This window comes from Micromonospora sp. R311, from assembly GCF_056780015.1.
Map to the genome: position 1 here is coordinate 1 of NZ_JBSWCE010000042.1, position 22,427 is coordinate 22,427.

At 67.9% G+C, this 22,427-nt stretch carries 22 protein-coding genes and 2 pseudogenes; 16 read left to right on the forward strand and 8 right to left on the reverse strand.

Annotated elements, in window-relative coordinates:
* Positions 1–58: 58 nt before the first annotated feature.
* The 4 genes and pseudogenes from AC1WTP_RS28590 to AC1WTP_RS28605 all read right to left on the reverse strand — a co-directional run bounded on the left by AC1WTP_RS28590 (position 59) and on the right by AC1WTP_RS28605 (position 4,314).
* On the reverse strand, positions 59–1,069 hold the full coding sequence (locus AC1WTP_RS28590; protein WP_481652346.1) for a hypothetical protein: 1,011 nt from the start codon (positions 1,067–1,069) through the stop codon (positions 59–61).
* Positions 1,070–1,129: 60 nt separating this feature from the next.
* Positions 1,130–1,795, reverse strand: coding sequence for an ATP-binding protein (locus AC1WTP_RS28595; protein ID WP_233257853.1), 666 nt, complete (start codon positions 1,793–1,795; stop codon positions 1,130–1,132).
* A 182-nt stretch (positions 1,796–1,977) separates the two neighbouring features.
* Positions 1,978–3,362, reverse strand: a pseudogene (locus tag AC1WTP_RS28600) (IS1380 family transposase).
* A gap of 49 nt (positions 3,363–3,411) precedes the next feature.
* Positions 3,412–4,314 carry a hypothetical protein gene (locus AC1WTP_RS28605; protein WP_481652347.1) on the reverse strand — a complete coding sequence of 301 codons (903 nt, stop codon included), beginning with the start codon at positions 4,312–4,314 and terminating at the stop codon, positions 3,412–3,414.
* A gap of 159 nt (positions 4,315–4,473) precedes the next feature.
* On the opposite strand from AC1WTP_RS28605, the gene AC1WTP_RS28610 reads away from it, so the two are divergent.
* The 4 genes from AC1WTP_RS28610 (at position 4,474) to AC1WTP_RS28625 (ending at position 7,496) form a co-directional block, all read left to right on the forward strand.
* Positions 4,474–5,319 carry a hypothetical protein gene (locus tag AC1WTP_RS28610; RefSeq protein WP_481652348.1) on the forward strand — a complete coding sequence of 282 codons (846 nt, stop codon included), beginning with the start codon at positions 4,474–4,476 and terminating at the stop codon, positions 5,317–5,319.
* A 148-nt stretch (positions 5,320–5,467) separates the two neighbouring features.
* Complete coding sequence (locus AC1WTP_RS28615; protein WP_481652349.1) at positions 5,468–6,187, forward strand: hypothetical protein; 720 nt, start codon at positions 5,468–5,470, stop codon at positions 6,185–6,187.
* A gap of 83 nt (positions 6,188–6,270) precedes the next feature.
* Positions 6,271–6,975, forward strand: a complete 705-nt coding sequence (locus tag AC1WTP_RS28620; RefSeq protein ID WP_481652350.1) for a permease-like cell division protein FtsX — start codon at positions 6,271–6,273, stop codon at positions 6,973–6,975.
* Positions 6,976–7,097: 122 nt separating this feature from the next.
* Positions 7,098–7,496, forward strand: coding sequence for a hypothetical protein (locus tag AC1WTP_RS28625; RefSeq protein ID WP_481652351.1), 399 nt, complete (start codon positions 7,098–7,100; stop codon positions 7,494–7,496).
* 248 nt (positions 7,497–7,744) lie between these two features.
* On the opposite strand, the gene AC1WTP_RS28630 is transcribed toward AC1WTP_RS28625, so the two are convergent.
* Positions 7,745–8,722 (reverse strand): SDR family NAD(P)-dependent oxidoreductase, encoded by a 978-nt coding sequence (locus AC1WTP_RS28630; RefSeq protein ID WP_481652352.1) that lies wholly within the window; start codon positions 8,720–8,722, stop codon positions 7,745–7,747.
* An 84-nt stretch (positions 8,723–8,806) separates the two neighbouring features.
* On the opposite strand from AC1WTP_RS28630, the gene AC1WTP_RS28635 reads away from it, so the two are divergent.
* Entirely contained in the window at positions 8,807–9,718 is a 912-nt protein-coding gene (locus tag AC1WTP_RS28635; protein ID WP_481652353.1) for an AraC family transcriptional regulator, read from the forward strand.
* A 462-nt stretch (positions 9,719–10,180) separates the two neighbouring features.
* Here AC1WTP_RS28635 and AC1WTP_RS28640 read toward each other — a convergent pair whose 3' ends face one another.
* The 3 genes from AC1WTP_RS28640 to AC1WTP_RS28650 all read right to left on the reverse strand — a co-directional run bounded on the left by AC1WTP_RS28640 (position 10,181) and on the right by AC1WTP_RS28650 (position 12,885).
* Positions 10,181–11,197 carry a CU044_5270 family protein gene (locus AC1WTP_RS28640; protein WP_481652354.1) on the reverse strand — a complete coding sequence of 339 codons (1,017 nt, stop codon included), beginning with the start codon at positions 11,195–11,197 and terminating at the stop codon, positions 10,181–10,183.
* On the reverse strand, positions 11,197–11,748 hold the full coding sequence (locus AC1WTP_RS28645) for an RNA polymerase sigma factor (RefSeq protein ID WP_481652355.1): 552 nt from the start codon (positions 11,746–11,748) through the stop codon (positions 11,197–11,199). Before AC1WTP_RS28645 ends, AC1WTP_RS28640 begins: the two co-directional genes overlap by 1 nt.
* Positions 11,749–12,462: 714 nt before the next feature.
* A complete protein-coding gene (locus tag AC1WTP_RS28650) occupies positions 12,463–12,885 on the reverse strand; it encodes a hypothetical protein (protein ID WP_481652356.1) in 423 nt (140 codons plus the stop codon).
* A gap of 560 nt (positions 12,886–13,445) precedes the next feature.
* On the opposite strand from AC1WTP_RS28650, the gene AC1WTP_RS28655 reads away from it, so the two are divergent.
* From AC1WTP_RS28655 to AC1WTP_RS28705, 11 genes and pseudogenes are all read left to right on the forward strand, one after another.
* Positions 13,446–14,222, forward strand: coding sequence for an HNH endonuclease (locus tag AC1WTP_RS28655; protein WP_481652357.1), 777 nt, complete (start codon positions 13,446–13,448; stop codon positions 14,220–14,222).
* Positions 14,219–14,434: an ABC-three component system middle component 6 gene (locus tag AC1WTP_RS28660; protein ID WP_481652358.1), complete on the forward strand. Its 216-nt coding sequence runs from the start codon at positions 14,219–14,221 to the stop codon at positions 14,432–14,434. Before AC1WTP_RS28655 ends, AC1WTP_RS28660 begins: the two co-directional genes overlap by 4 nt.
* A 137-nt stretch (positions 14,435–14,571) precedes the next feature.
* Entirely contained in the window at positions 14,572–16,179 is a 1,608-nt protein-coding gene (locus tag AC1WTP_RS28665; protein WP_481652359.1) for a DUF2326 domain-containing protein, read from the forward strand.
* 131 nt (positions 16,180–16,310) lie between these two features.
* Positions 16,311–17,192 carry a helix-turn-helix domain-containing protein gene (locus AC1WTP_RS28670; RefSeq protein WP_481652360.1) on the forward strand — a complete coding sequence of 294 codons (882 nt, stop codon included), beginning with the start codon at positions 16,311–16,313 and terminating at the stop codon, positions 17,190–17,192.
* Positions 17,182–17,397, forward strand: coding sequence for a DUF397 domain-containing protein (locus tag AC1WTP_RS28675; protein ID WP_481652361.1), 216 nt, complete (start codon positions 17,182–17,184; stop codon positions 17,395–17,397). The genes AC1WTP_RS28670 and AC1WTP_RS28675 overlap by 11 nt, the downstream gene beginning before the upstream one ends.
* A 10-nt stretch (positions 17,398–17,407) precedes the next feature.
* Positions 17,408–18,622 (forward strand): MFS transporter, encoded by a 1,215-nt coding sequence (locus AC1WTP_RS28680; RefSeq protein ID WP_481652362.1) that lies wholly within the window; start codon positions 17,408–17,410, stop codon positions 18,620–18,622.
* Between the two features lie 135 nt (positions 18,623–18,757).
* Entirely contained in the window at positions 18,758–19,183 is a 426-nt protein-coding gene (locus AC1WTP_RS28685) for a hypothetical protein (RefSeq protein WP_481652363.1), read from the forward strand.
* Between the two features lie 92 nt (positions 19,184–19,275).
* Positions 19,276–19,737, forward strand: coding sequence for a hypothetical protein (locus AC1WTP_RS28690; RefSeq protein ID WP_481652364.1), 462 nt, complete (start codon positions 19,276–19,278; stop codon positions 19,735–19,737).
* Positions 19,738–19,740: 3 nt separating this feature from the next.
* Positions 19,741–21,171: an FtsK/SpoIIIE domain-containing protein gene (locus AC1WTP_RS28695; protein WP_481652365.1), complete on the forward strand. Its 1,431-nt coding sequence runs from the start codon at positions 19,741–19,743 to the stop codon at positions 21,169–21,171.
* Positions 21,168–21,794 (forward strand): DUF2637 domain-containing protein, encoded by a 627-nt coding sequence (locus AC1WTP_RS28700; protein WP_481652366.1) that lies wholly within the window; start codon positions 21,168–21,170, stop codon positions 21,792–21,794. The genes AC1WTP_RS28695 and AC1WTP_RS28700 overlap by 4 nt, the downstream gene beginning before the upstream one ends.
* Positions 21,791–22,402 (forward strand): annotated as a pseudogene (locus AC1WTP_RS28705) (diguanylate cyclase); the annotation flags it as partial. The gene AC1WTP_RS28700 and the pseudogene AC1WTP_RS28705, both read left to right, overlap by 4 nt.
* Positions 22,403–22,427: the final 25 nt, after the last annotated feature.

The following is a 22,427-nucleotide window of genomic DNA, read 5'->3' on the forward strand; positions in this document are numbered from 1 at the left end:
TACACGCGATGACCCACCCGGTCACCGCACCCCTGAAAACCAGCTAACCAACTCTCCATCAAACCCGGGGCTTGACAGAGATCATCATCTGGTGTGGGATCGCGTGGCCCGCTCGGATCCCCTCGGCGAGGGCGGCGCGGGCTCGCCAGTCGGGGTGAGCCAGGAGTGCCTTCAGTTCCTGGGAAGTGCCGTCGTCAGCGGTGAGAAAGACGTAGAAGTGTCGGGCGAGGAACACCGCGTCCTCTACGGTGTCGAGTTGCGCGAGACGAACGAAGTCGTGGATGGCCGCTATGGGCAGCTGCGTCTCGACGCACGCCACGATGTCGGACCATACTGCCGGGCCGAAGCGGCGCAGGACCCGCAGCATCCATCGGGGGTACTCAGCGCCCAGTGCTGTCGCGGCTGCGTTGGTGTGCAGGAGGGCTCTGGCAAGCGGTAGGCCATTGTCGTGCAGGCAGCGGGAGGCGCACACGCGCAGCACCTCGGCGGTGGTGAACGCCGGGCTCTCACCGGTGAGTTCGAGCATCAAGGGCAGCGTCTCGGTGATGCTGATCGATGGTGACTGTGCGACGGCGGCCAGCAGTTCCGGCGACGTAGCGTCCAAGCCCTGCAACAGGAATTCCAGGACGCCTCGCAGGTCGCCTGACGTGCTCGTGCGAGCGGCAAGGTCGTTGAGCAGCTCGATGGTGATGGTCGAGCGTCCGTGGGCCTCGATGAGCTGGGCGAGCCACCGGGCGAAGAGATACTCACGGATGACGTCGTGATGGAACGTCAGGCCGCCGGACGGGCCGGACCGCACAAGTCTCGCGACCGGGGACGCGGTGAGGTCTCCGACATCCCCTGGCGGGTCGGCTTCCATCGCGGGAAGCAGGTGATGCGTCCATGCCGCAGCAAGCTGCATCCGCGCGAGTGCCGTCAGGTCCGCCGTGGCCCGTTCGACGTCCAGGCTCGCCGCCTTCAGGATCGAGGCGACGCAGAATTCCACGAGCCGGAAGGCGTTGGTCTGCCCGAGCGGTTCAGTCGACTTGGCGGCCCGGATGAGGCTCATGTACAGCGGCAGGCGGGCCAAGTTGCGAATCTTGGCGGGCAGGGCGTCGAACGGGGGCTCACTCTCGTGCCGCTGCGCGTTCTACACGTCCCGGGCCGTGCCGGCGTCCCAGCGGTCCAGCCGCAGCGACGGGCCGACACCGTGATCCTGACCGGTCATGACCGCTGCGGACAGGACGGGGTAGGGCGCGAGTTCGACATCCGGCGGTGTGCGCAGTACGAGGAGGAACCTCAGGTTGCCCGAGAGCACCTGCCGCAGCGTGCCGTCGAGCTGCCGGCAGACCTTGTCCACGACGGCGCGGGACTGCGGACTGTCGATGACGACGAGCAGAGGCCTGGACAGGCTCTGGCTCTCACCCTCGAGGGTCAGCAGCGGATCCACGCCCGCCGGCAGAGAGCCGTAGCGGAGGATCTCCCGCGCCAGGTCGACGTCCTCGGTCCACGAGTCCGCGGTCAGCAGTTGAACATCCACTCCGGGAGCCTGAGTCGCCAGATGGCGGGTGAAGCTGGTCTTGCCGCAGCCCGGGGGGCCGGTGACCAGGTAGACGCGGGCGGTCGAGACGAGGAAGTCCGCAACCAGTTGCTGGACGTCGGCCGGAGGCGTGTACACGAGATCGTCGGGCTGCTGGCTACTGAGCGCCGCGAGGATGGCGTCGGTCCGTTCCCTGGAACGGGCGCCGAGATCTGGGTTCGCGGGCGCGGCGCCGCCGTCGGCAGGTGCAGGCAAGCCGTTCGGACCTGCGGCCACTGACGCCTTAAGCCTCGATCCGTGGATCGGATTCGGGTTGATCGCTTGATCGGTTGAGACGGTCTTTGGTCGGCTGGGGGCGTCGTTGTGCTGCTGGTCTGTCCAGCGTGCTCGGTTCCTGGTCGGCGGGTGGGGGCGCGGATGCGTGTGCTGGTGGGTGTTGCGTGCGTGGGCGGGGGCGTTCAGGTGACGAAGACCGCCCGCCAGAGGGCGAGCCAGGCGTCGGCCCGGGGCCAGTGCGTGGGCAGGTGCAGCACGGGTCGGCGTTGGGGCCGGGCGAGCCGGGCGGGGATGTTGACCAGGTGGGTGCGCAGGGTGGCACCTCGGGCTACGGCGTGGCGGGGGCTGCCGGTGAGGGTGCCGGCGGCGCGCAGCAGGTTGTGGGTGATCGCGGCGAGGATGTTCCAGGCGGCGTTGGCGGGAAACGATCCGGACGGCTGGTGGGCCCAGGGCCCGTCGATGAGGTCGGACCAGACGGTCTCGCAGATGGCGTGCCGGCGGTGGGTGATGTCGGCCTCGGCGGTCGGTTCGGTGTTGTCGGTGAGGAACGGGTGGTGGCGCCAGACCGGGAACAGCGGGTCCTGGGTGTTGGCGTCGAGCACGCGGCGGACGATGAGCCGGCCGGTGATGCGGTGACGGCTGCCGGCGAACGCGGTGTAGGGCACCTCGGCCACGTGGGCGTCGGAGATCAGCTCACCGGTGTCGGGGTCGGTGACCGCGCCCGGGTCGTGCACGGGTGTGTATGCCTCCTCGGGGATGGCCGCGACCGCGGCGTTGACCGCTTCGTTCTTGGTCAGGGTGAACGAGTACCGGGCGCCGGCTTTGACGACGGCGGCGATGACCTTGCCGTTGCCGTAGGCGGAGTCGCCGCGCACGAGGATGTTGTCCGCGTGCGCGCCGGCGGCTTTGGCGGTGTTGACCGCCTCGGTGACCATGCTCGCCGCACCGCGGGAGGAGCCGGCACGTCCGGCCCGCAGCCGCACCCCGGCCACCACCGGCGCTGCGGTCTCGGTGGAGATGGTCACCGCGAGCGGGGACAAGCCCCGCCGCAGGATGGTCTTCCCGGCGATCTTCGTATGCCCGAACGAGGCTCCCTGCTTGGCGTGGCCGTACACCGGGCGCAGCAGAGAGTCGATGTCGATGAATGCTTGTTCGCTGATGCCGTGCAGGATCGGGGTCTGCCGGGCGAGGGCGATCAGGTGCGGCGCAGTACCGCTGACAGCTGCCGGGTATGGCCGTGGGTGAACTCCCGCAAGAGGATCCCCAGCGTCGCGGATGCGTAGACCCCGCCGAACACCTGCTTCATCCCACCGGAGCGGATGACGTCCAGGTCGTCGATGCTGTCCGCGCCGGCGGCCATCCCCGCGATGATCGAGGTCAGCTTCGGTGTCGGGTTCGCCGCCCCGGACTTCACCCGCTCATCGACGAACCGGACATGTTGATCCAGCAGCTGTGACAACCCGGCCTGTTCGGCCAGTTCCAGCACCGGGACCAAGCCCGCGTGCGACACGAGGTTGTCCTCGTCGAACACCGCGCCATCCGCCTGAAAGGCATGAGATCCTTGCACCGAGAGTGTCCTTCCGAGCCGCACCGATCTGGGTCCTAGAGAAACCCGATCATCGCAGCCCAGAGGGCACTCTCGTCATTTCCACGCCGTCTTCGACAGCGTCACACACCGGTCCGATCCACGGATCGAGGCTAAGGCCCACGTAGTACAGGGACGCGGGGCTGACCCGCTGTGCGACGAGATGCACGCATGGGGCCAAATTGGTGCCGTCGGGCATTCGCACGAACGGCGTCTCCAGGAGGGGATTCGGGTCGAACCGCCGCAGGTGCGGATCGGGGTTCCGGTTAACCCCTGCTCTGCTTCGTACATCGGCGAAGTCGGCTACGAACACCCGGTCGAAGATCTCCAGCACCTGGACCGGCGCCATGTCGTAGGCGTCGAACACCGGCGTGAAGTGGGGCATGGTGAGCCAGCCCGGGTTGAACAGTCCGCCGTTGCAGAGCGCGCCGACCAAGATAAAGAACGCTGCACGCATGAACTGCTCCAGCGGCGCGCCCAGTACCTGCTCCCATGAGGATACGGAGAGCACCTCGCAGTTCAGCGAGGAGTAATCCCGTTCGAAGAGTAACAAAATGCGTGATAGGTCCTCGAACCGGGAGTGTGCGAACGGGAATTGCTCGAACACGGTCCGGACCATCAGTGACTCCACCGCACCTGGCTGCCCGACCGCGTTGAGGAACGGGTCGTGCAACTCGAGGTAGGTGTTCCGGATTCGGATCAAGTCCTTGAGGGCCACCGTCTGCTGCCGGTGCTCATTGCCATACGCGGTGTTTTCCCGTGCAGCCGCCGCAATGATCCACGCCTGGATCAGATCGTTCGCACGGGGACGGTAGATGCTGCCGTCGAGCTGCTGGATAGAGGCGTTCGCCAGCGCTGGCAGCAGCACCGACGGCGCAACGCGTCGAGCTGCGGCGATGAAGTCCGCGTATCGGGTACTGGGAACGGGCGCCATGCCGTCCATAGTGCAGAAACTGACCGACGTCGCAAACGGGCGAACCGTGCGTGGCTTTTATAGCGCCTTGACTACGGTCAAGAGCCAGGCGGCCCGCGGCCTGGACACACTGCGCGGCCTCCTGCAGCCCGCGCACAGCGGGATCGAGAAGGGGGAGCGATGAACGGAGAAGAGTTGCGTGAGGCGCTGCGCAGCGAGATGGCGGCCACCACCGCGCCGCCTCCGCTGAGTACGGCCACCACGCTGGGCGCCGCGCGGCGGGCGCGCACCCGCCGCCGTACCGCCTGGGCGTGCGCCGGATCCGCGGCGGTGGTGCTGGCGGTCGCCGGCGTCACGGCCGTCGGCGCCCCGGGTGCCGGCGGCTTCAGCCCGGCGGGTCCGGGGCCGCAGGCCATCCCGCACCCGTCGGCTAAGGGCAGCGCGCAGCCGTGGCCGACCGGGCCGGACGGCCGCCCGCAGGAGGACCGGACGGCGCCGGCGGGTTCCCGGCGCGACCAGGGCGTCCGGCTGCTCGACGAGGTCGTCTCCGTCGTGCCCGCCGGCTACACCACGCCCGAGAAGCCGGCGAACCAGCCCGCTGACCAGTCCCCGCTGCGGGACCACCAGGCGCAGTTCGTGGACAGGGTCAACGGCGTCGACGTGTGGAGTTACACGTCATGGGCCGCGCTGGCCCAGGGGGAACGGACGGGGCGGTTGCTCGTCGAGGTGCACACCGCCGGCAACACGCTGGCGGCCGAGCCGTGCCCGCTGGCCCGGCAGTTCTGGGAGATGCAGGGCGAGTGCGAGGTGGTGACCGTCGGAGCGACCCAGGTCGGCGTGGTGGTCCGGCCCGGCCTTGACGACCGGTTCGACCAGTGGGCGGCGTACCGGCACCCGGACGGTGTGGTGGTCTTCGTCGCGCAGGTCGCGAATCTCGGCGACGAGCGGACCGGGTTGACGCGGCTGCCGTTCTCCGTGCCGCAGTTGGCGGCCCTCGCCGTCGACGAACGGTTCCACCTGCAGTGACCCCGGCGGCGCATCGGCTGCGGCCCGCGGGCTGGTAGCCGATGCGCCGCCCTGAAAAGATCGCCCGCATGGCCTTCCTGCCCCGACCCGACCTGGCGTCCCTGGTTCCGCGCGCCGACGCCGGTCACGACCCGGTCCGGGCAGTTCGGTGAACCCCCACGGAGCGACCCCTCGCATCGTGCGGGACGAGGACCTCGCCGGCGTCACGGCCGGCCAGTTCCTGGCGGTGATGAAGGCCCTCACGGCGATCCTGACCCTGCCCCAGTCTGCCGCCGACCACGTCGAGGCACTCGTCGTAGCCACCGGTCAGGGCGAAGAATGGCGTCTCACCCATGCGATCCGAAGGTGGGAGGCGAACGCGGGCCTCCGCTACCTCCTGGTGGCGAACGGAAATCCGGCCGAGGAGACCTATGTCGAGATCACGCTCGACTACCTGCGGAGCCTCGGACTCCGGCGCCTCGACGGGGTCCACCTCCAGGCCGAGCCCGCTCCCCACACCGGCCTGCAGGCCGCCTGGATCGTCGACCAGGTGCAGGCCCTCGGCATCGCCAGCCTCGCGCTCACCGTCTCCCCCTACCACCTGGCCCGCGTCTACCTCACGGTCCTCAAGGCATTCGCCAGGCAGGGGACCCGCCTCCCCGTCATCCCGCTCCCGGTGGCGGTCCCCCCGGGCACGCCCGTACCGGAAACCGGCGCGACCGCCTACGACCTCGTGGCCGGGGAAGTGAAGCGCATCCTCACCTACGTGGACGAAGGATGGGTCGCCACACCCGAGGAACTACAGCATTACCTGCGGTGGCTGTGGAGCCATCACCAGACCCTCCTCGTCCAGGCCCGGTCTGAGACGCACAGCCCACCATCCCGATAGGGCCGTCAACTCCGGCCCTGGCACCCCACTCATGCACCTGCCTACCACCTGCGGTGCTTCACGATCACCTACGATGTCGCCCCATGCGTCGGGTCGCGCCGATATTGGCGATCTTGCTCCTGCTGGGCTTGTCCGCCTGCACCTCCCAAGCACCGGTGGCCGGGGACAGCACGTTGGCGGTCTTCCTGGACAGCGACGGGACGGCGGAGCAGAAGGCTGTTGTGGAGCAGCGACTACGGTCGATGCCAAGCGTCGAGCAGGTGGCCCTGGAAACCCGGGATCAGGCGTACGAGCGCCAGAAGGAGGCGCTCAAGGACCGCCCGGACCTGCTGGCGGAGCTGAAGCCGGAGGTCATGCCGGAGTCGTTCCGCGCCACTGTCACCGACGCCTCGATCGCCGAGGCGGTCGAGTTGGTGATGGCCGGGGTTGACGGCGTCGAGGACGTGGCGCTCAGCAGCCCACAGATCGACCCTCTACCGTCGCAGATCGGGGTCATCGTCCGGCTGAAGTCGACCGTGACCGACGAGCAGCGAGCTGCCGTGGAGAAGGCCGTCCGGGCACTGCCACAAGCGAAGTCGGTTGCCTTCGAGGACCGCGACGCCGCCTACGAGCGCCTGCGCGAGCAGTGCCGGGGCAAGGGCGAGCTGGCCACGCATCTCGACCGGCAGATGACCCACGCGTCGTTGCGGTTCCAGGTGCCGCTCGATCCGAGGGGACGGGACGTGTCCGAACTTCTGAGACTCGACGGGGTCGACGTCGTGCGACTGGTGCCGGTGAAGATGCTGTAGTCGCCCGCCCTGAAGGCGAGGACCCGTCGGGGTGCGGTGACGGCTCGTGGACGGCCGGCGCAACACCGCCCCAGCAAACGATCCTCACGTCAACGATTGCTGTCGGCTCGTATCCTCCGGGCATGGCCAATGATCCCCCCGGCTCGCGCCCGCCGGTCGGACGCGGTCGTCGCACGTTGATCACGGCGCTGCTCCTGGGCGGGGTGGTGGTGCTGTCCGCGAGCACCGGTGAACTGATCGAGGGCGCGCTGGAGAGTGACCCGCTCGCGGATCTCGGGCAGATCGCGGTTCCGGTCGCGGCCACGGCTTGGCTCGCGCCCCATGGCTCTTACCGCCGTCGAGATGCCCTGTGGTGGTTCCTTCCCCCAGCAGGCCTCTACATCTTCGCGGTGGTTGCCTGGCGCGTGGCCTTCCTGCCCTACCGCGACTGGACGCCTCGACCGGATGAGGCACCCCGGGTGCACTGGCTGCGCGACCGTCAGCGGGCCGGATTGTGGTACCTGCGCAGGGGAACGCAGTAGATGTTGTCACCGGGTGGTTGAAGGCGGATCTCCTCGCCGTGATGTCTCATCGGCGGGAAGAGCCCGGCGAGGAACGGCTCTGGTGATCGCAGTCGACTCGCCTCGGCCCGTTCTTCGGACGCCTCGTGACCGCGCCCCGGTCCCGCATCCCGTCCCCGAGCACCGGCCGACATTCGGTCGCGGGCCGTCGGCCCGGATGACACCGGACGTGTACGCGGGGCCGTTCGGTGACGGCCCGGACCTGGCCGTCACCTCGACGCCTGGCGGCGGGCCAGCACCGTCTCCGCGTGTTCCCAGAGCCGGTCGGCGGCCGTCGGATCGACGGCGTGGGCGGCCACTCCGCCGGTTGCCTCCGGGCCGCCGGCTACGAGGTCGGCCTCCTGGTTGTCGTCGAAGTACCGGCCGGTGACGCCCTCGACCAGCGGCGACGCGGCCAGCAGCACGGAGGTCGCCGCGCCCTGCGCGGGCGTCTTGAAGTAGGGCTGCTCGATGCGGTTGCCCGCCTCGTCCATCGCCCCGAACGCGCGCAGCGTCTCGTCGTCCATGTGGCGTTGGAGGTTGGTGGTGATGAAGCCAGGGTTGAGCGCGTTGGCGGTGATCCCGTCGGTAGCCCAGCGCCGGGCGATGCCAACCGCGAGCAGCACCTCGGCGGTCTTCGACCGGCCGTACGCCGCCCAGCGGTCGTAGGGCTGCCGCTCGAACTGCGGGTCGCCGAAATCGAACGCCTCCCGCAGGTGCGCCCCGGAGCTGACCACCACCACCCGCGCCGAGCCGGCGGCGCGGAGGTTGTCGTGCAGGCCGCGGATGAGCGCGAAGTGGCCCAAGTAGTTGGTGGCGAGCTGGAGTTCCCAACCCTGTGGGGTGAGCTGCCGGGTGGGGATCGCCATGATGCCCGCGTTGGCGATCAGCGCGTGTACCGGCCCCTCCCAGGCGGCGACGAACGCGTCGACGGACGCCAGGTCGGCCAGGTCGAGCGCTGCCGCGCGGACGCTGCCCGGACCGGGACCGGCGAACTCCGCCACCAGCGGTTCGGCCTGCGCCGGATTGCGGGTCGCAACGGTGACCTCCGCGCCGGCGCCGGCGAGAGCGCGAACGGTCTCGACGCCGATGCCGGAGGCTCCGCCGGTGACGATCATCCGGCGCCCGCTGACGTCGACGCCGTCGAGGACCTCGGCGGCCGTGGTCCGGGCGGTGAACGGGGTGGCCAGGCGTGCGGTCTCTGTCATGGTGCCCACGCTACGAGCGACATCGCCGGACTGTCTGTACTCTAGGGTCCATCACTCTTTAGCGACAGTCCAACGCGAGGTGCCGTGGATCCCCTGGAAGAGGTGCTCACGCTGCTCGGCGCGACGAGCCAGGTTTCCGCAGCACTGGTCGCCGGCGGGCACTGGGCGGTCCGGTTCGAGCCGCCCACCGGCGTCAAATTCAACGCCGTGCGGCGGGGCCGCTGCCTGCTGCACGTCGACGGAGGACCGGACCGGGTCAGCCTCGAAGCGGGTGACTGCTTCCTGCTGACCCGGCCGCGGGCGTTCACCCTCGCCAGCGGCCCCGATGAGCCGGCAGAGCCGGCTCAGCCGATCTTCCAGACAGCAGTCGACGGGGTGGCCCGCGCCGGAGAGGGGGACGAGGTGTTCCTCGTCGGCGGCGCATTCTCCTTCACCGAGCGAGCCCGCGCCCTGCTGCTGGACAGCCTCCCGCCCGTCGTCCACGTACCGGCCGCGACGCCCGAGGCGGAGACCGTCCGGTGGGCCGTAGGGGAGATCGACGCGGAGCTACGGCAGGCGCACCCGGGCGCGAGGTTGGTCGCCGAGCACCTCGCGCTGGTCATGCTGATCCGGATCCTGCGCCTGCATCTCAACCACGGCACCACGTCCGGCTGGCTGGCCGGATTGGCGGATCCGGTGGTCGCCCCGGCCCTGCGGGCGATGCACGCCCGCCCGGACCACCCGTGGACGGTGGCGGAACTGGCCCGCGCCGCCGCGGTGTCCCGCTCCACGCTGGCCGCCCGCTTCAAGGAGATCGTCGGGCGCGGCCCGCTGGAGTACCTCACCGCGTGGCGGATCGAGCTGGCCGCCGACCGTCTCCGCCGCGGCGAGGACACCGTCGCGGTCATCGCCCGCGCCGTCGGCTACGGCTCGGAGAGCGCACTTAGCGTCGCCTTCAAGCGCACCACCGGCCTCTCACCCCGCGCCTACCGGAGCCGGGCGGCCCGGGCCGGCTGACTCGACGCCTGCCGTCCGCTGATGCGGCGGGCCACCCTCGCCGACCTGGTGAGGCGAGCCCCGGGGAGGCCAGCCGACGAGCCGGCCACCAGGCTTCCCCGCTAGCGATTGGCATGCGCCCCGAGGCCGGGCCAAGTCGACGAGCTGACCGACGCCCCGGCGGGAGCCTGGTTGATTCGCTCGCTCCGGACCAAGGACAGGCGGCGGACCCGCCGTTCCATCGCCTGACGCCGCCACGGGCTGGCGGCGACGAGACGAGGTCGTGGTGGACGCGATACCCGGCCGAGGCGGCGTGACGAGCGGTTACGCGACGAGCAGGAGCACGCTGATCGCCAGCATCACCACTGCGGTGCTGCCGTGGATGCCGTAGACGGCCGCCTTGGGCCCGTTGCCGCGTAGCACGATCAACGAAGTTGGCCGCGGACCGGGGCCACCATCGAGGCAGCCCCGGCACCCGGCAGTTCAGTTGAGTCGATCGGTCCAGGCAGTGCCAAGGATTACCCGGTACGCGCTGATTCGTACCGGCGAGAGGGTTAGCCGCTCGTGAGCGAGCAGTTCGCCAGTGTTCGGGTCAAAGATCAGCAAGGACTGCGCGTTGTGATCGGGGTCGTCGAAGGTGATGGCTACACCCTTCCGGCCGGCCCGATCGGTCACCTGGCCCCGCCACACGAACCCAGGCACATCGGCAAGGACCCGCAAAATCTCAGCTCGCGTCTGACGCGGAACGACATACCGCCCGTACACCGTACTGACTTCCTTGCTGACGGCGGTGGCACCGAACCTGACCTTGAGCAGTTCGTTCAGCTGTGCTCGACCCGACGGCAGCGGCGCGAGGTCCATCGGTGGCAGCGGAATGCTGTCAGGCGCGGGGGTGGCGGAGGCGGCAGCCGTGGGCTCGAGGTTGCGCTGCCAGTAGTCCCGGGACTCCTGGTCCGGATACTGCGGCTCAAGTTGAACGGTGACCTGCTTACCGGTCCCGTCGGCAGCCTGCCAGACCTTGGTATCGGCCGCGAAAGCGACGTGGTGGCGACCGTCAGGAGACGTCATCACTGGGTCGCCCCACGTCTTGGTGTGGTGGTACATGTACCGGCCCGTACGGTTGTCGTACTCCGCATCGACAAGCCTGCCCGCCAACGCGCGCAGCTGGCTCCCCGCATCACGGGTGCCAGAGCCGTACGCCACCGGCACGAGCACCACCCCCGGATCCACCCCGGGCGGACTGACGATCTCAGAGGTGTCCGGGCTGGACGGGCCGAACGTTTGAGCGAGTGCCGCGGCGCCGACCGCTACGGCCAACGTCCCGGCCGTCAGAAGCAGCCTGCGCGTCGGGCGCGCCTGGCGGCGATGGGCGACCGGCTCGGCGATAGCCTCCGCGCGGACGATCAGATCGTGTGCCGAAAGCCGGGGCGGTGCGACGGTGCTTTGCCTGACCGGGTCAGCCGGACCGAGGAGGGTACGCGTTCGCTCTTCTCCGAACATCACATGACCTTTCGAGGACTCGTCAACACCGGCTGCCGCACCGGCGCAGCTCGGTGCGACATCGCTTCGTTGAGACGCCTACGGGCGCGGTGCAGACGCACCGCAGCGGTGGTACGGGTACAGCCGAGGACCTGGGCGGCCTCGGAAACTGTCAGTTCCTCCCAGCCGACCAGCCGGAGGATTTCCTGGTCGAGGTCGGCGAGAGTGGCTAGAGCGGCCTGAAGATCGGCGACGCCCACTGTCGCGTCGGCACCGGACGAACCCGGCTTCTGCAAAAGGCCAACCCTGGTAATCGGTAGCACATCCGGCGCAGCTCTCCGAGCTCGCCATTCGTTCGCAAGCAGACGACGAGCCACCCCGTACAGCCAGGGCAGGCTACGGTCCGGGACCTCGCGGCGACGCCGCCAGGCGATGACGAACACCTCCTGAGCGAGCTCAGCCGCCGCGTCCAGATCGGCAAGCCGGCGCTGGCCGTACTTCACCACCTGTCCGTAATCGGCCGAGTAGACCCTGGTGAACCAGTCCTCATCGCGTTCTCCCGGTGGACCCATCCAAGACTCCCGCCTGGTCGACGAACTCTCACCCTGGCTTGTGTCATCTCCGGCCCGATGATTACCGCCAACCACCTGCCAAAGCCGCGCGCCGCGATGAAGCTGCATACGGCGGCAACGGCTCCCCACGTGGAACCGTCGGCGCTCCCACACGCTCAGGTCTGCTTCCAGTGCCTGCGGCTCAAGTCCCTGCGGACTCGGTACACGTTCGGTCAGTAGAGCTGGCCGCTGCCGTGGGCGGCCAGCATGGCGGCTGGAGTGCGCCTAGCTCGGCAGTTCCCGAGCCGCGCGGGCAATGAGTCTCCGGGCTTCTTCGCCGGTGACGGCTTCCTTCCGGAGTCGTTCGATAGCTCTGGCCTAGGCGGCGGCTTTGTCGTCGCGGTGGGTGGTTTCGCCGACGAAGGTTTCCACGACGGCAACGTCGTCGTACATCTGGAAGGAGTTCAAGGATTCGGCCGGCCGGCGGCGAGGTTGTCGACCTCGGGAAACGGCGAAGCCCAGGCCGTTGACCTGGGCTTCTGTGCCGAGCCGCCTGACGGAATCGAACCGTCGACCTACGCATTACGAGATCAAACTGCCCGCCCCGTCGACCTGCGCACGTGGCCTTCTAGCAGCGAAAACACCTCTCGACATCTCACGCCACTCCCCCAACGTCCATCGGCCTCTTGCGGACCAGATGCGGACCGCCCTGCGCCACCCTCGTCATGGCGTGGGCTAGACGATCACCCGTGGAGGGCGCTCGCCTGGAGGCGCGAATGCGAACACCTCCACGAGGCCGCGCCGAAGCGCCGCACGTTGATCCTCTGGAAGCGCCAGACCGAGCTTGAGCTTCCCTGGCCAGCCAAAGATCCGCCGCGCTTTCCAGGTGAATCGGAGGATCAGCAGGCCGCTGTCGAGCCGACACTCCTTGACTCCGCCGTAGAGGGTCTTGTGCGTGCCGACTGCCAGACCTAGAGCGATCGGGTCACCGTCGTAACTTGGCGGGGCGGCGTCCATCACGCAGTAGCCGTCTTCCCGCTCGTCTTCATCGAGATCAAGCTGAAACTCGATATACCGACCCTCTGGACCAGGCTGTTCAGCCAGAACCACGGAGAGGAAGGCGGGTGTTCCGTCCTCGTCCGTGTACTCGCTGGTCACGGCATGCCGAACAGTCCAGTGCATCAAACACCTCCGAAGCGGAAGCGCAGTCTAAGGGACCGATCAGGCGGATCTCCTCGTCGGGCAGTCTCCGACCGTCCAGCCTCCCCGGAGGGGGACCAGGTGGAGCGCCCTACCGGACGAACGACCTGGTCCCCCTCCGGGGAGGCTGGTAGCCCTTGTGGTGCCCGGCGAGGTGATCCGCGGGCGGCATCTCTGAGGAGGGCCGGGGTTCGGGGCGGAGCCCCGAGGTCTTCACGACCGCGTGTCGTCCCTCAGCATGGCCGGCCGGCCCGGCCGATGCCGGCCGGAGGTCGCCAGCAGGCCGGGGCCGGGCCGGCGCGGCCCGCTTGCGGGCCGCCTTGATCCTTAAGAGGTCAATTCGGCAGTTCTCAGCCTGTAGACCCCGCCACCTAGCCCCAGTTTGCACCGCAGGGCAGACCAAGCAGAGCTCTCGTGCCAGCAGCTGACACTCCTGACGGCTGAGGGGCGCGGTATCAGCGGGTGGTTCACAATGGACGACTCAGTCTCTACTGTGTGGCTATAGGACGGGGGGACAGATGGCGGCACGGTCATACACAGCGAAGACGATCAAGATCCTCTTCGCTCTGTCTAGCGGTCGCTGCTCCTTCCCTGGCTGCCGGGCGCCCCTAGTCATTAAGGGCAAAAGCAACGGCAAAGCCGCCCTCCTAGCCGAGATAGCTCACATCAAGGGGTTAGCGAACGAGGGGCCTCGGGCCGATCCATCGCTTGATCTCGCCCAAAGGAACGACGTTTCTAACCTCATGATTCTTTGCCCCACGCATCATTCCCTGATCGATCAGAACGTTGAAGACTATCCGGTGGACCTGCTACTTGCCTACAAGGTGCAACATGAGCGGTGGGTCGACCAGCAATTGAGTAAGTCAATGACGATCGTTACACACGCCGAGTTAGACGTCGTTTGCAAGCACATCGCCCAACACGACGGCATTCCTTCCACCGCCCTTAACGCCGTACCCCCCGAGGAAAAGATGGCGCACAACGGCTTGGGTGACTTGACGCGCAAGCGACTGACAATCGGCTTAGCTCAAAGCGAGATGGTAGCCAGGTACCTGGAGAGGATGGCGGCCAACCTCGACCCAAACTTCCCCGCCGAGCTGCGCGCGGGCTTCGTCGCCGAATACGACTCGCTCTGGAATGCCGGACTGCGGGGGGACGCACTTTTTGTCGCGTTGAGCAACTTTGCCGGCGGCGAAGAGGGCGAAGAGACGACCTTCGCGAGGAAGGCGGCTGGCCTAGCGGTCCTTGCGCACCTCTTTCAGGTTTGCGACGTCTTCGAGGAAGTCCCGCGATGATCCTTCCTGATAAGTACGTAACGACGCCGTACTCGCTATTAGGGCAGTCTGCACTTCTGCTCAAGTTCAGGCGCAACGGGATGACGGTTTCGGACCTGTGGGCTGCCACACAGGACGTACTCTCTTACGAACGCTTCCTGCTGGCTCTCGATTTCCTGTTTATTATCGGTGTGGTCGAACTGGACCGCGGAACCCTCCGGTGGTCCAGGTGAAGATTCTGAGAGTTTCCGCCGACTACCCCGAATTTCGCACTGTCCAATTCAAGCGCGGGTTTAACCTTGTGGTTGCAGACCGGACGCAGGAATCGGCAGACACTGACTCGCGAAATGGGTTAGGAAAGAGTTCGTTGGTGGAAATCATCAACTTCTGCCTGGGCTCAAACCTAACCAAAGGTCAAACCCTGTATCGCGTCAAGGACACTAGACCGTGGACCTTCCGGCTATTGCTGGAGATTGGCGGCGCGCAATTCGAAGTTTCCCGGTCATTGGAGGGCATGAGTGAGGTTGTAATTAACGGACCGATACCTGGGTTCATAGAGGGAAGACTAGACACTCTTGGAGGGCTACACGTCCGCCTTAACGAGTGGAAGCGGTACTTGGGAGAGTCGTCGTTCGGCTTGGGGCAAAAGAGCCTGGACGTTCCCTACTCGCCTAGTTTTCGATCGCTCTTTTCGTACTTCGCGCGGAGCGGCCGAGGAGCATTCGTTTCCCCCTTCCAAGTGGTCGCTCAACAGCGAGCGTGGAACATACAGGTCAACAATGCCTTCCTCTTGGGCCTCAACTGGCGACTGGCCGGAAAGTGGCAAACGCTTAAGGACGATGAGGCCGTACTCAAGACTTTGGTGGACCAGTCTCCGAGAGCGGTACAACGCTACAAGGGCAGCCTCGGCGAGCTGGAAACGGAGCGGGTACGGCTGGCGGCACAGGTTGCTGATCTTCGCGCTGCAATAAATGAATTCCGCGTTCTACCTCAATACCATGACATTCAACGTCGCTTGGACAATGTAACGAGCGAGATTAAAGAGGCCATGTCTGATGTAACTTTGAGTCAGAACATGGTCAACCTTTACTCCGAACGCCTCCGCCAAGAATCGGATGTTGACGTGGCGGCAGTCACGGCGTTGTACGAAGAGGTGGGCGTAACACTTCCAGAGCTTGTTCGCCGGTCGGTTGACGAAGTGGCTACTTTCCATCGGCAGATCAGCGAGAACCGGCGTAGCTACCTTCAGGCAGAGATCTCCCGGTTACATGGCGTCATAACCACGAGAAGAGCCGAGCTTGACCAGTTGGAGGCCGCTCGTCAGGAGTCCCTTCTCATGCTGGAATCGGGCGGGGCCTTAGATGACCTCACCAACCTTCAAGCGCGCTTCGCCCAGGCCAGCGGTCAACTGGAGGCGCTTAATGCACGCACCGATGAACTGCGGAAGCTTGAGGCTGGTAAAGAAGATCTGAAGATTGAACGGCAGCAACTTAAGCAGCAGGCACTGACAGACCACTACGAGCGGCGGCCGCAGTGGTCAGAGGCTATCGAGAGCTTCGCGCGAATAACTCAGGTCCTTTACGGTGAGCCGGGCGATCTGGTTATAGAGGTGACCAATTCTGGGTACGCCTTTGAGGTTCGACTAGAGCGAGGAAACTCTCACGGCGTGGGCAATATGGGCATCTACGCCTACGACCTCGCCATCTCCCATGTATGGGCGAAGCGCAGAGAATCCCCTGGCGTGCTCATCCATGACAGCGCGATTTTCGAGGGCGTAGATGAGAGGCAAGTTTCCCTCGCCCTCCAATTAGCTGCCAGGGAAAGCACTAAAGAGGGATTCCAGTATATTGCCCTAATTAACTCAGACAGCCTTCCAACTAAAGAGTTGGAGCGAAGCGGTTTCAACGTTGAGGACCATTTGAGCATTCGACTTACGGACGAAAGCCCGGCAGGATCGCTGTTTGGCAAAAGGTTCTAAGATCGTGATGTGAGGGCGGTGGCTCATGGGAGCAGGGAGGCTCGCCAGTCCTCAGCGCCGCCGGTCGTGGTCTGGCTACTGGACGCCTTACACTCGGCTGAGTATGCATGGCTGCATGGCGGAGGTGCTTCATGGCTGTTGGGGTTCACCGCGAACGCGTGGCGGCCGAACTGAAGCGTGTACGTGAGGGTCTGGGAGTTTCAGGCGAGGAAGTGGCTGCTGCCCTTGGTTGGTCCCAGCCGAAGGTGTCGCGGATTGAGAACGCCCGGATCGCCGTAAGCACCCGGGACCTGGCGACGCTCCTGCACTACTACGGGGTGCCCGAGGAGGTCCGCGCGGAGCTGCTCGCGATGAGTGCTGATGACGAGGGCATCGGGGGTGCCTGGCTAGTACGGGCCGGTGGCGTGACTCGCCGCCAGGGCGAGGTGGCGGCGATCGAGACTCGCGTCCGGTCGATTCAGCAGTACTACCCGCTGATGGTGCCTGGTCAGTTGCAGTCGCCTGAGTACGCCTTGGCCTACACCCGGAGCGGCGGCTGGCCTAACCCGGAGGCGATCGTTGCCCGCCGGATGAGTCGGCAGGCCCTGCTACAGGCGGACGGTGCGCCGGCCTACGCCGCGCTTCTGGATGCTCGCGCCTTACTGGCCTGGCCTGGCACTCGCAACGTTATCCTCTCGCAGCTGGCATACCTACGGACCCGTGCCGAGCTGCCCAACGTGACTCTGCGGATCATCCCGTTGGGCGTAGGCCGTACAGCCTCAGCAGTGGTGCCCTTCACGCTCTACGACTTCCGCGCAGAGTCCAGTCCCCGAGTTGTGTTCGTGGAGTCCCAGACGGCCGACCTCTACCTCTCGGCGCCCGCCGATGTGGACGCCTACTCGACCGTGTTCGACGCGCTCGCCGCCGATGCCCTACCGCCGGCAGAGTCGATAGAGCACCTTGCGTCACTGGCTCGTTACATCGAGGATCTAGAGGACCCTCGATCAATCGACGGAGGCCGTGGTGAGTCCTGACTTCAGCAGAGCCAAGTGGCGCAAGAGTTCACACAGCGACAGCGGAGGATGCGTCGAAGTCGCGAGCGTGGACGGCGTTATCGGCGTACGAGACACCAAGCAGGTTGGTGCTGGCCCAATGCTCGCGTTCGCCAAGCCGGGATGGGCTGCATTCGTGGCCAGCGCAGCCGCGGGGCACTTCGGTCCCGACTGCTGTCTGCGCTGAGGCAGCTGGCATGTCCGCGGTGACCGAGCGACCGGTCGAGGCGTCGCCAAAACGGGGCCTTGGCCTCCTGCTGGCTTCGACCGGCGTCTCGGTCACCGGGGACGGCATGCTGTTGGCCGCTGCGCCCCTGATGGCGGCGGCGCTGTCTCGGGACCCGCTGGCGGTGGCCTCGGTGTCGGCGGCCGGCTACGCGGCCTGGCTGCTCGTCGGTCTGCCCGCTGGCGCGCTGGTCGACCGTTGGAGCAGGCGGACAGTCATGGTGGCGTCCGACCTCGGCCGGGCGGCCACGCTGTTCGCGTTCGTCCTCCTGGTCGTGACCGACAGCGCCAGCATCGCGGCCCTCGCGGTGGCGGTCTTCCTCGTTGGCGTCGGCTCGTGCTTCTTCGACCCTGCGGCCCAGGCCGTGATTCCGACGATCGTTGGCCGGGACAAAGAGCGGCTGTCACGTGCCAACGGGCGACTCTGGGCGATCGACACCTTCGGCCGCTCACTAGCTGGTCCACCCGTCGGTGCGGCGACCTTCGCGGCTTCTCGTGTCCTGCCCTTCGGGCTTGATGCCGGGTCTTTCCTGCTCTCGGCCGCGCTTGTGAGCCGGCTACCTTCTCCACCCGCGAAGCCTGCAGTTGAGCATGCGCCGATGCTGCGTGCCATCAGGGTCGGCATGGCTCACCTCTTCCGCCATCCCGAACTCCGCACGGTGACGCTCGGAATGGCTTCCTACAATCTCGGCTACAACATCGCGTTCGCAACGCTAGTCCTCTACGCACAGGACGTACTTCACCTCGGCACCGTTGGCTTCGGCTTGCTCATCGCGAGCGGCGCCTTGGGCGGCATCGCGGGTGGGTGGCTCGCGCCGCGCATCGCTGCAGCGTTCTCTCCTCGTTCCGCCTACGCCGTCACGCTGGGAGTCCAGGCCGCTGCCTGGCTGACCGTGCTTCTGACGGCTACTCCGTGGGTCGCTGCGGTCGCCCTCGTGTTCGTCGGCATCGCCTCGACGACCGGCAGCGTCGTCGGCGGCTCCACCCGTCAGCTACACACGCCCGACGACATGCTCGGCCGCGTCGTGTCCTCGACTCGCCTCTTCGGCATCGGGTCGGCGGCCCTGGGCTCCGTCCTCGGTGGTGTCGTCGCCGATGCTGGCGGCCTCGGCGCTCCCTTCGCCGCCGCCGCTGGTCTACTGGCTCTGGCTTCCTTGGCCTTCGTGCCGCTGCGCCCCACCCGCTGAACCCTTCCCTCGCATCGATAGAAACGCTTGCCCACACTTATGCACGTGTGCATACTGTCCTCAGTGGTCTTATGCAGATGTGCATAAGACGTACGACCGGCAAGTTGCCGGCCGTCCGAGCGAGGAGGCAGGGGCATGGCAGTCCCGAACACGATCAAGGTTCCGGTTCCGTTTGATTACGTCTTCCCGCAGGGGGCGCTGTGCCTCGGGGTGGAGCCGGTGACGGACTTCGACAAGCGCGGCCAGGGCGACGACCAGGCCCGTGACAAGGACACGGGCGAGCGGCTGTGGGTGGTCAAGGTCCTGGACCTGGACCCGGAGGCCGGGAAGTTCGGCGGGTCGAAGGAAGTGAAGGTGAAGATCGCCGCGCCGGTGCAGCCGGTGCCGCCGGCGTCGAAGATCCCGGGTTATCCGCCGGCGGTGGAGTTCACGGACGTGACGCTGACGCCGTATGTGGATTCGCAGCGGTGTAAGGGCTCGGGGAAGTGCCGGGCGCGTCAGGCGTGGTCGGTCCGCGCCGGGGCGATGACCGAGCCCGCCGCCGTGAAGCAGGCGGCCTGACCAGATCTGGACGCGCGGGGCGGGACTTCACCCCGCCAAGGACGACCCCCGCCCCGCGCCTCACCCTCTTCTCCCTGGAAGGAGTTGGGCTGATGCCCACGGTATCGAACGCTGCCCGGATCGCCGGGCACCCGCGCCCCGGTCCGAACCGCAAGACCCACCGCCGCACCGTGATGCGGCTGGCCGGTCCCGGTATCCGGGCCGTCCGCGAGGTCTACACCACCGTCCCCGCCGACGCCGTCCGGGTGGCCGCGCTGGTCGAGATTGCCGCCGCCGCTGCCGCCCTGGCCCGGACCGTGGTGAAGCTGCGCCACCTCGACGCCGATTTGATCGCCCCGCACGTCTCTGACCGCGTCGACCTGCGCGCGGTCCTCGGCCGGGGTCGGTGGCTGCCGACCATGACCCGCCACGTCCCCGCTCCCGAGTTCGGGCCGGTGGACTTGGCCGCGCTGCTGCCGACCCGCCCGCCGGTCCGTCGCCGGGTGGTGCGCCGTCGTCCCGGTACGCCGGGACAGGGGTCCCTGTTCGCCGCCGCCACCGCTGGGGAGGGCTGAGCCGTGCCGCTGGTCAACGTGATCCGGGGTGACCGGATCGAGGGCGCTCCGATCAACGTCCGTACCCCGTTCGTGCGCATCCCGATGTGGCTGGCCCTGTCGTGGTGGACCGCGAAGGCGCTCGGCCGCCTGGCCGTGGTCCTGGTGCGCTTCTGGTACCTGACCGCCCCGGCCGCTGTCTTCGGCTGGCTGTACCTGCGGTTCGGCTGGGCCGGTCCCGCCGTCGTGGTGAGCGCCGTCGCCGCCGGCTCAACGGGGTGGGCGTTCGGGCATCGGTCGTCGTGGCTGCGGTTCGGGTGGTGGCCGGTCCTGTCCCGCTACCGGCGGATGGTCTACCGCCGCAACTGGCAGGCCGCGATGGTCACCGCCAAGCTCGCCGTGTCCTTCGACGCCCACACGGTCCTGCCCGTCCTGCGCCGGGTCCGCTGCGCCTCCGGGGTGGATGTGGTGTCGGTGCGGATGGTCACCGGGCAGATCCCCGACGACTTCGCCCGCGTCGCGGAGAGGTTGGCGCACACCTTCGGCGTGCGGCAGGTCAAGGCCGTGCCGGGTCCGCGCCCCGAGCTGGTGCTGCTGCACCTGTTCCGCGGTGACCCCCTCGCCAAGCTCGTCCGGCCGCTGCCGGTGCCGGCGGTGCCCGAGTTCACCGCCCTGCCCGTGGGCAAGCGCGAGGACGGCGACGGCTACGAGTTGCGCCTGTTCGGCACCCAGGTCCTCGTGGTCGGCGCGACCGGTTCGGGGAAGGGCTCGGTCATCTGGTCCGTGGTCCGCTCCCTGGCCGCCGGGGTCACCTCCGGGCTCGTGCAGATCTGGGGCCTCGATCCCAAGGGCGGGATGGAGCTGGGGATGGGCGCGCCGATGTTCACCCGGTTCGCCCGCAAGGACTACGCCGCGATGTGCGAGCTGATCGAGGAGGCCGCCACCGTCGCCAAGGACCGCGCCGGCAAGCTCTACGGCCGGACCCGCCAGCACACCCCGACGCCGGATGAGCCGCTGATCGTCCTGGTGATCGATGAGCTGGCGAACCTGACCGCCTACCTGACCGACCGGCAGCTCAAGGACCGGATCAAGGCGGCCCTGTCGATCCTTCTCAGCCAAGGGCGAGCGGTCGGCGTGCACGTCCTAGCGGCGATTCAGGACCCGCGCAAGGAGGTGCTGCCGTTCCGGGACCTGTTCCCTACCCGGATCGGGCTGCGGCTGGCTGAGGCGGCCCAGGTGGACCTGGTGCTCGGGGACGGGATGCGGGACCGGGGCGCGCTGTGCGATCGCATCCCGCAGTCCCTGCCCGGTGTGGGCTTCGTGGTCATCGACGGTGACCCGACGCCGATGCGGGTCCGGTTCTCCTACCTGACCGATGACGAGATCCGCGACATGGCGCAAACCTACGGCCGGCTGCGCGTCATCGACGGCCAGATCCTGGACGGTGCCGCATGAAGCCCCACCCCACCAACACCCGCGCCGACCGAGCTGAGGGCCTGGTCCTCGTCGTCATCCTCCTGCTGGTCGCCGGCTTCGCCGGGGCCGCCTCCTTCACCCACGTCAAGGACTGGACCCTCGACAACTCCCCGGCCGGGACCGGCGAGTGGTTCGGCTGGGCCAACGCCGTCATCTCCGAACTCGTCCCCGTCGCCGCCCTGCTCACGATCCGCCGACGCAAGCGGACCGGCGGGCCGATCGGATACCCGATGTTCCTGCTCGTCGCCGCCGTCGCCCTGTCCCTGGCCGCGCAGCTCGCGGTCGCCAAGCCCGGCCTGTCAGGGTGGCTGCTGTCCGCCGTGCCCGCGCTGGCGTTCATCGGCCTGTCCAAGCTCGTCCTGGCCACCGCTCCCACCCCGACCCCCGCCGACGTTGCGTCGGCCCGCCCCGTCGAGGAGCCCACCGCGCCGGCCCGTCCGGTCGAGCAGCCCGCCCCGCCTGCTCCTGCTTCCGCGCCGGTGGCTGAGCCCGTCGCCCTGGTCCCGGTCGAGGCCGCTCGCCCGGCACCGGTCGCTCCGGTGTCGCCGTCCGCCTTTGTTCGCCGCAACGGCACCCCGCTGATTGGAGAGGTGACCCGATGACCGACGCTCTGTTCTCCGGCCTGTTCCTCGTCGGCGTCCTGGTGCTGGTCTGCTGGGACCGCTACTGCCTCTACGTCGCCCGCTACGAACTCGCCGCCCTGCAACGCGCCGCCGTCCGCGACCCGCTCACCGGCCTGGCCAACCGCACCGGCCTCGCCCAAGCCTGGAAGCAACTGGCCCCGGTCCGGCCGTGGGTGGCCGTGGTCGACCTGGACGGCTTCAAGCCGGTCAACGACACCCACGGCCACGCCGCCGGAGACACCGTCCTCCGGACTGTCGCCGCCCGGCTCGCCACCGTTCACGGCGTCGCCGCCCGCCTCGGCGGAGACGAATTCGCCGCCCTGCTCTGCGACCCCGACCCCGTGACCGCCGGCCGGCAGCTGGCCGCCGCGATCGCCGCCCCCGTCCGGCTGCCCTCCGGCGTCGCCGTCGCGGTGACCGCCAGCATCGGCCTCGCCCCCACCACCGGGGACCTCGCCGCCGCGCTCGCTGACGCCGACGCGGCCATGTACCGGGCCAAGACCACCCGGGCCGGAGTCGCCGTGTTCGACCGCCACCGCGACGACCACGCCACCGACACCCGCCCGACCATCCGGGTCCGCGACCTCACCCCGCTGGTGCGGAGGTGGGCCG

Bases quoted from the DNA above. Each gene is read 5' to 3' on its own strand.
- AC1WTP_RS28605 (WP_481652347.1), bottom strand. From the start codon at position 4,314: ATGGCGCCCGTTCCCAGTACCCGATACGCGGACTTCATCGCCGCAGCT.
- AC1WTP_RS28610 (WP_481652348.1), top strand. From the start codon at position 4,474: ATGAACGGAGAAGAGTTGCGTGAGGCGCTGCGCAGCGAGATGGCGGCC.
- AC1WTP_RS28620 (WP_481652350.1), top strand. From the start codon at position 6,271: ATGCGTCGGGTCGCGCCGATATTGGCGATCTTGCTCCTGCTGGGCTTG.
- AC1WTP_RS28625 (WP_481652351.1), top strand. From the start codon at position 7,098: ATGGCCAATGATCCCCCCGGCTCGCGCCCGCCGGTCGGACGCGGTCGT.
- AC1WTP_RS28630 (WP_481652352.1), bottom strand. From the start codon at position 8,722: ATGACAGAGACCGCACGCCTGGCCACCCCGTTCACCGCCCGGACCACG.
- AC1WTP_RS28640 (WP_481652354.1), bottom strand. From the start codon at position 11,197: ATGTTCGGAGAAGAGCGAACGCGTACCCTCCTCGGTCCGGCTGACCCG.
- AC1WTP_RS28645 (WP_481652355.1), bottom strand. From the start codon at position 11,748: ATGGGTCCACCGGGAGAACGCGATGAGGACTGGTTCACCAGGGTCTAC.
- AC1WTP_RS28655 (WP_481652357.1), top strand. From the start codon at position 13,446: ATGGCGGCACGGTCATACACAGCGAAGACGATCAAGATCCTCTTCGCT.
- AC1WTP_RS28660 (WP_481652358.1), top strand. From the start codon at position 14,219: ATGATCCTTCCTGATAAGTACGTAACGACGCCGTACTCGCTATTAGGG.
- AC1WTP_RS28670 (WP_481652360.1), top strand. From the start codon at position 16,311: ATGGCTGTTGGGGTTCACCGCGAACGCGTGGCGGCCGAACTGAAGCGT.
- AC1WTP_RS28680 (WP_481652362.1), top strand. From the start codon at position 17,408: ATGTCCGCGGTGACCGAGCGACCGGTCGAGGCGTCGCCAAAACGGGGC.
- AC1WTP_RS28685 (WP_481652363.1), top strand. From the start codon at position 18,758: ATGGCAGTCCCGAACACGATCAAGGTTCCGGTTCCGTTTGATTACGTC.
- AC1WTP_RS28690 (WP_481652364.1), top strand. From the start codon at position 19,276: ATGCCCACGGTATCGAACGCTGCCCGGATCGCCGGGCACCCGCGCCCC.
- AC1WTP_RS28700 (WP_481652366.1), top strand. From the start codon at position 21,168: ATGAAGCCCCACCCCACCAACACCCGCGCCGACCGAGCTGAGGGCCTG.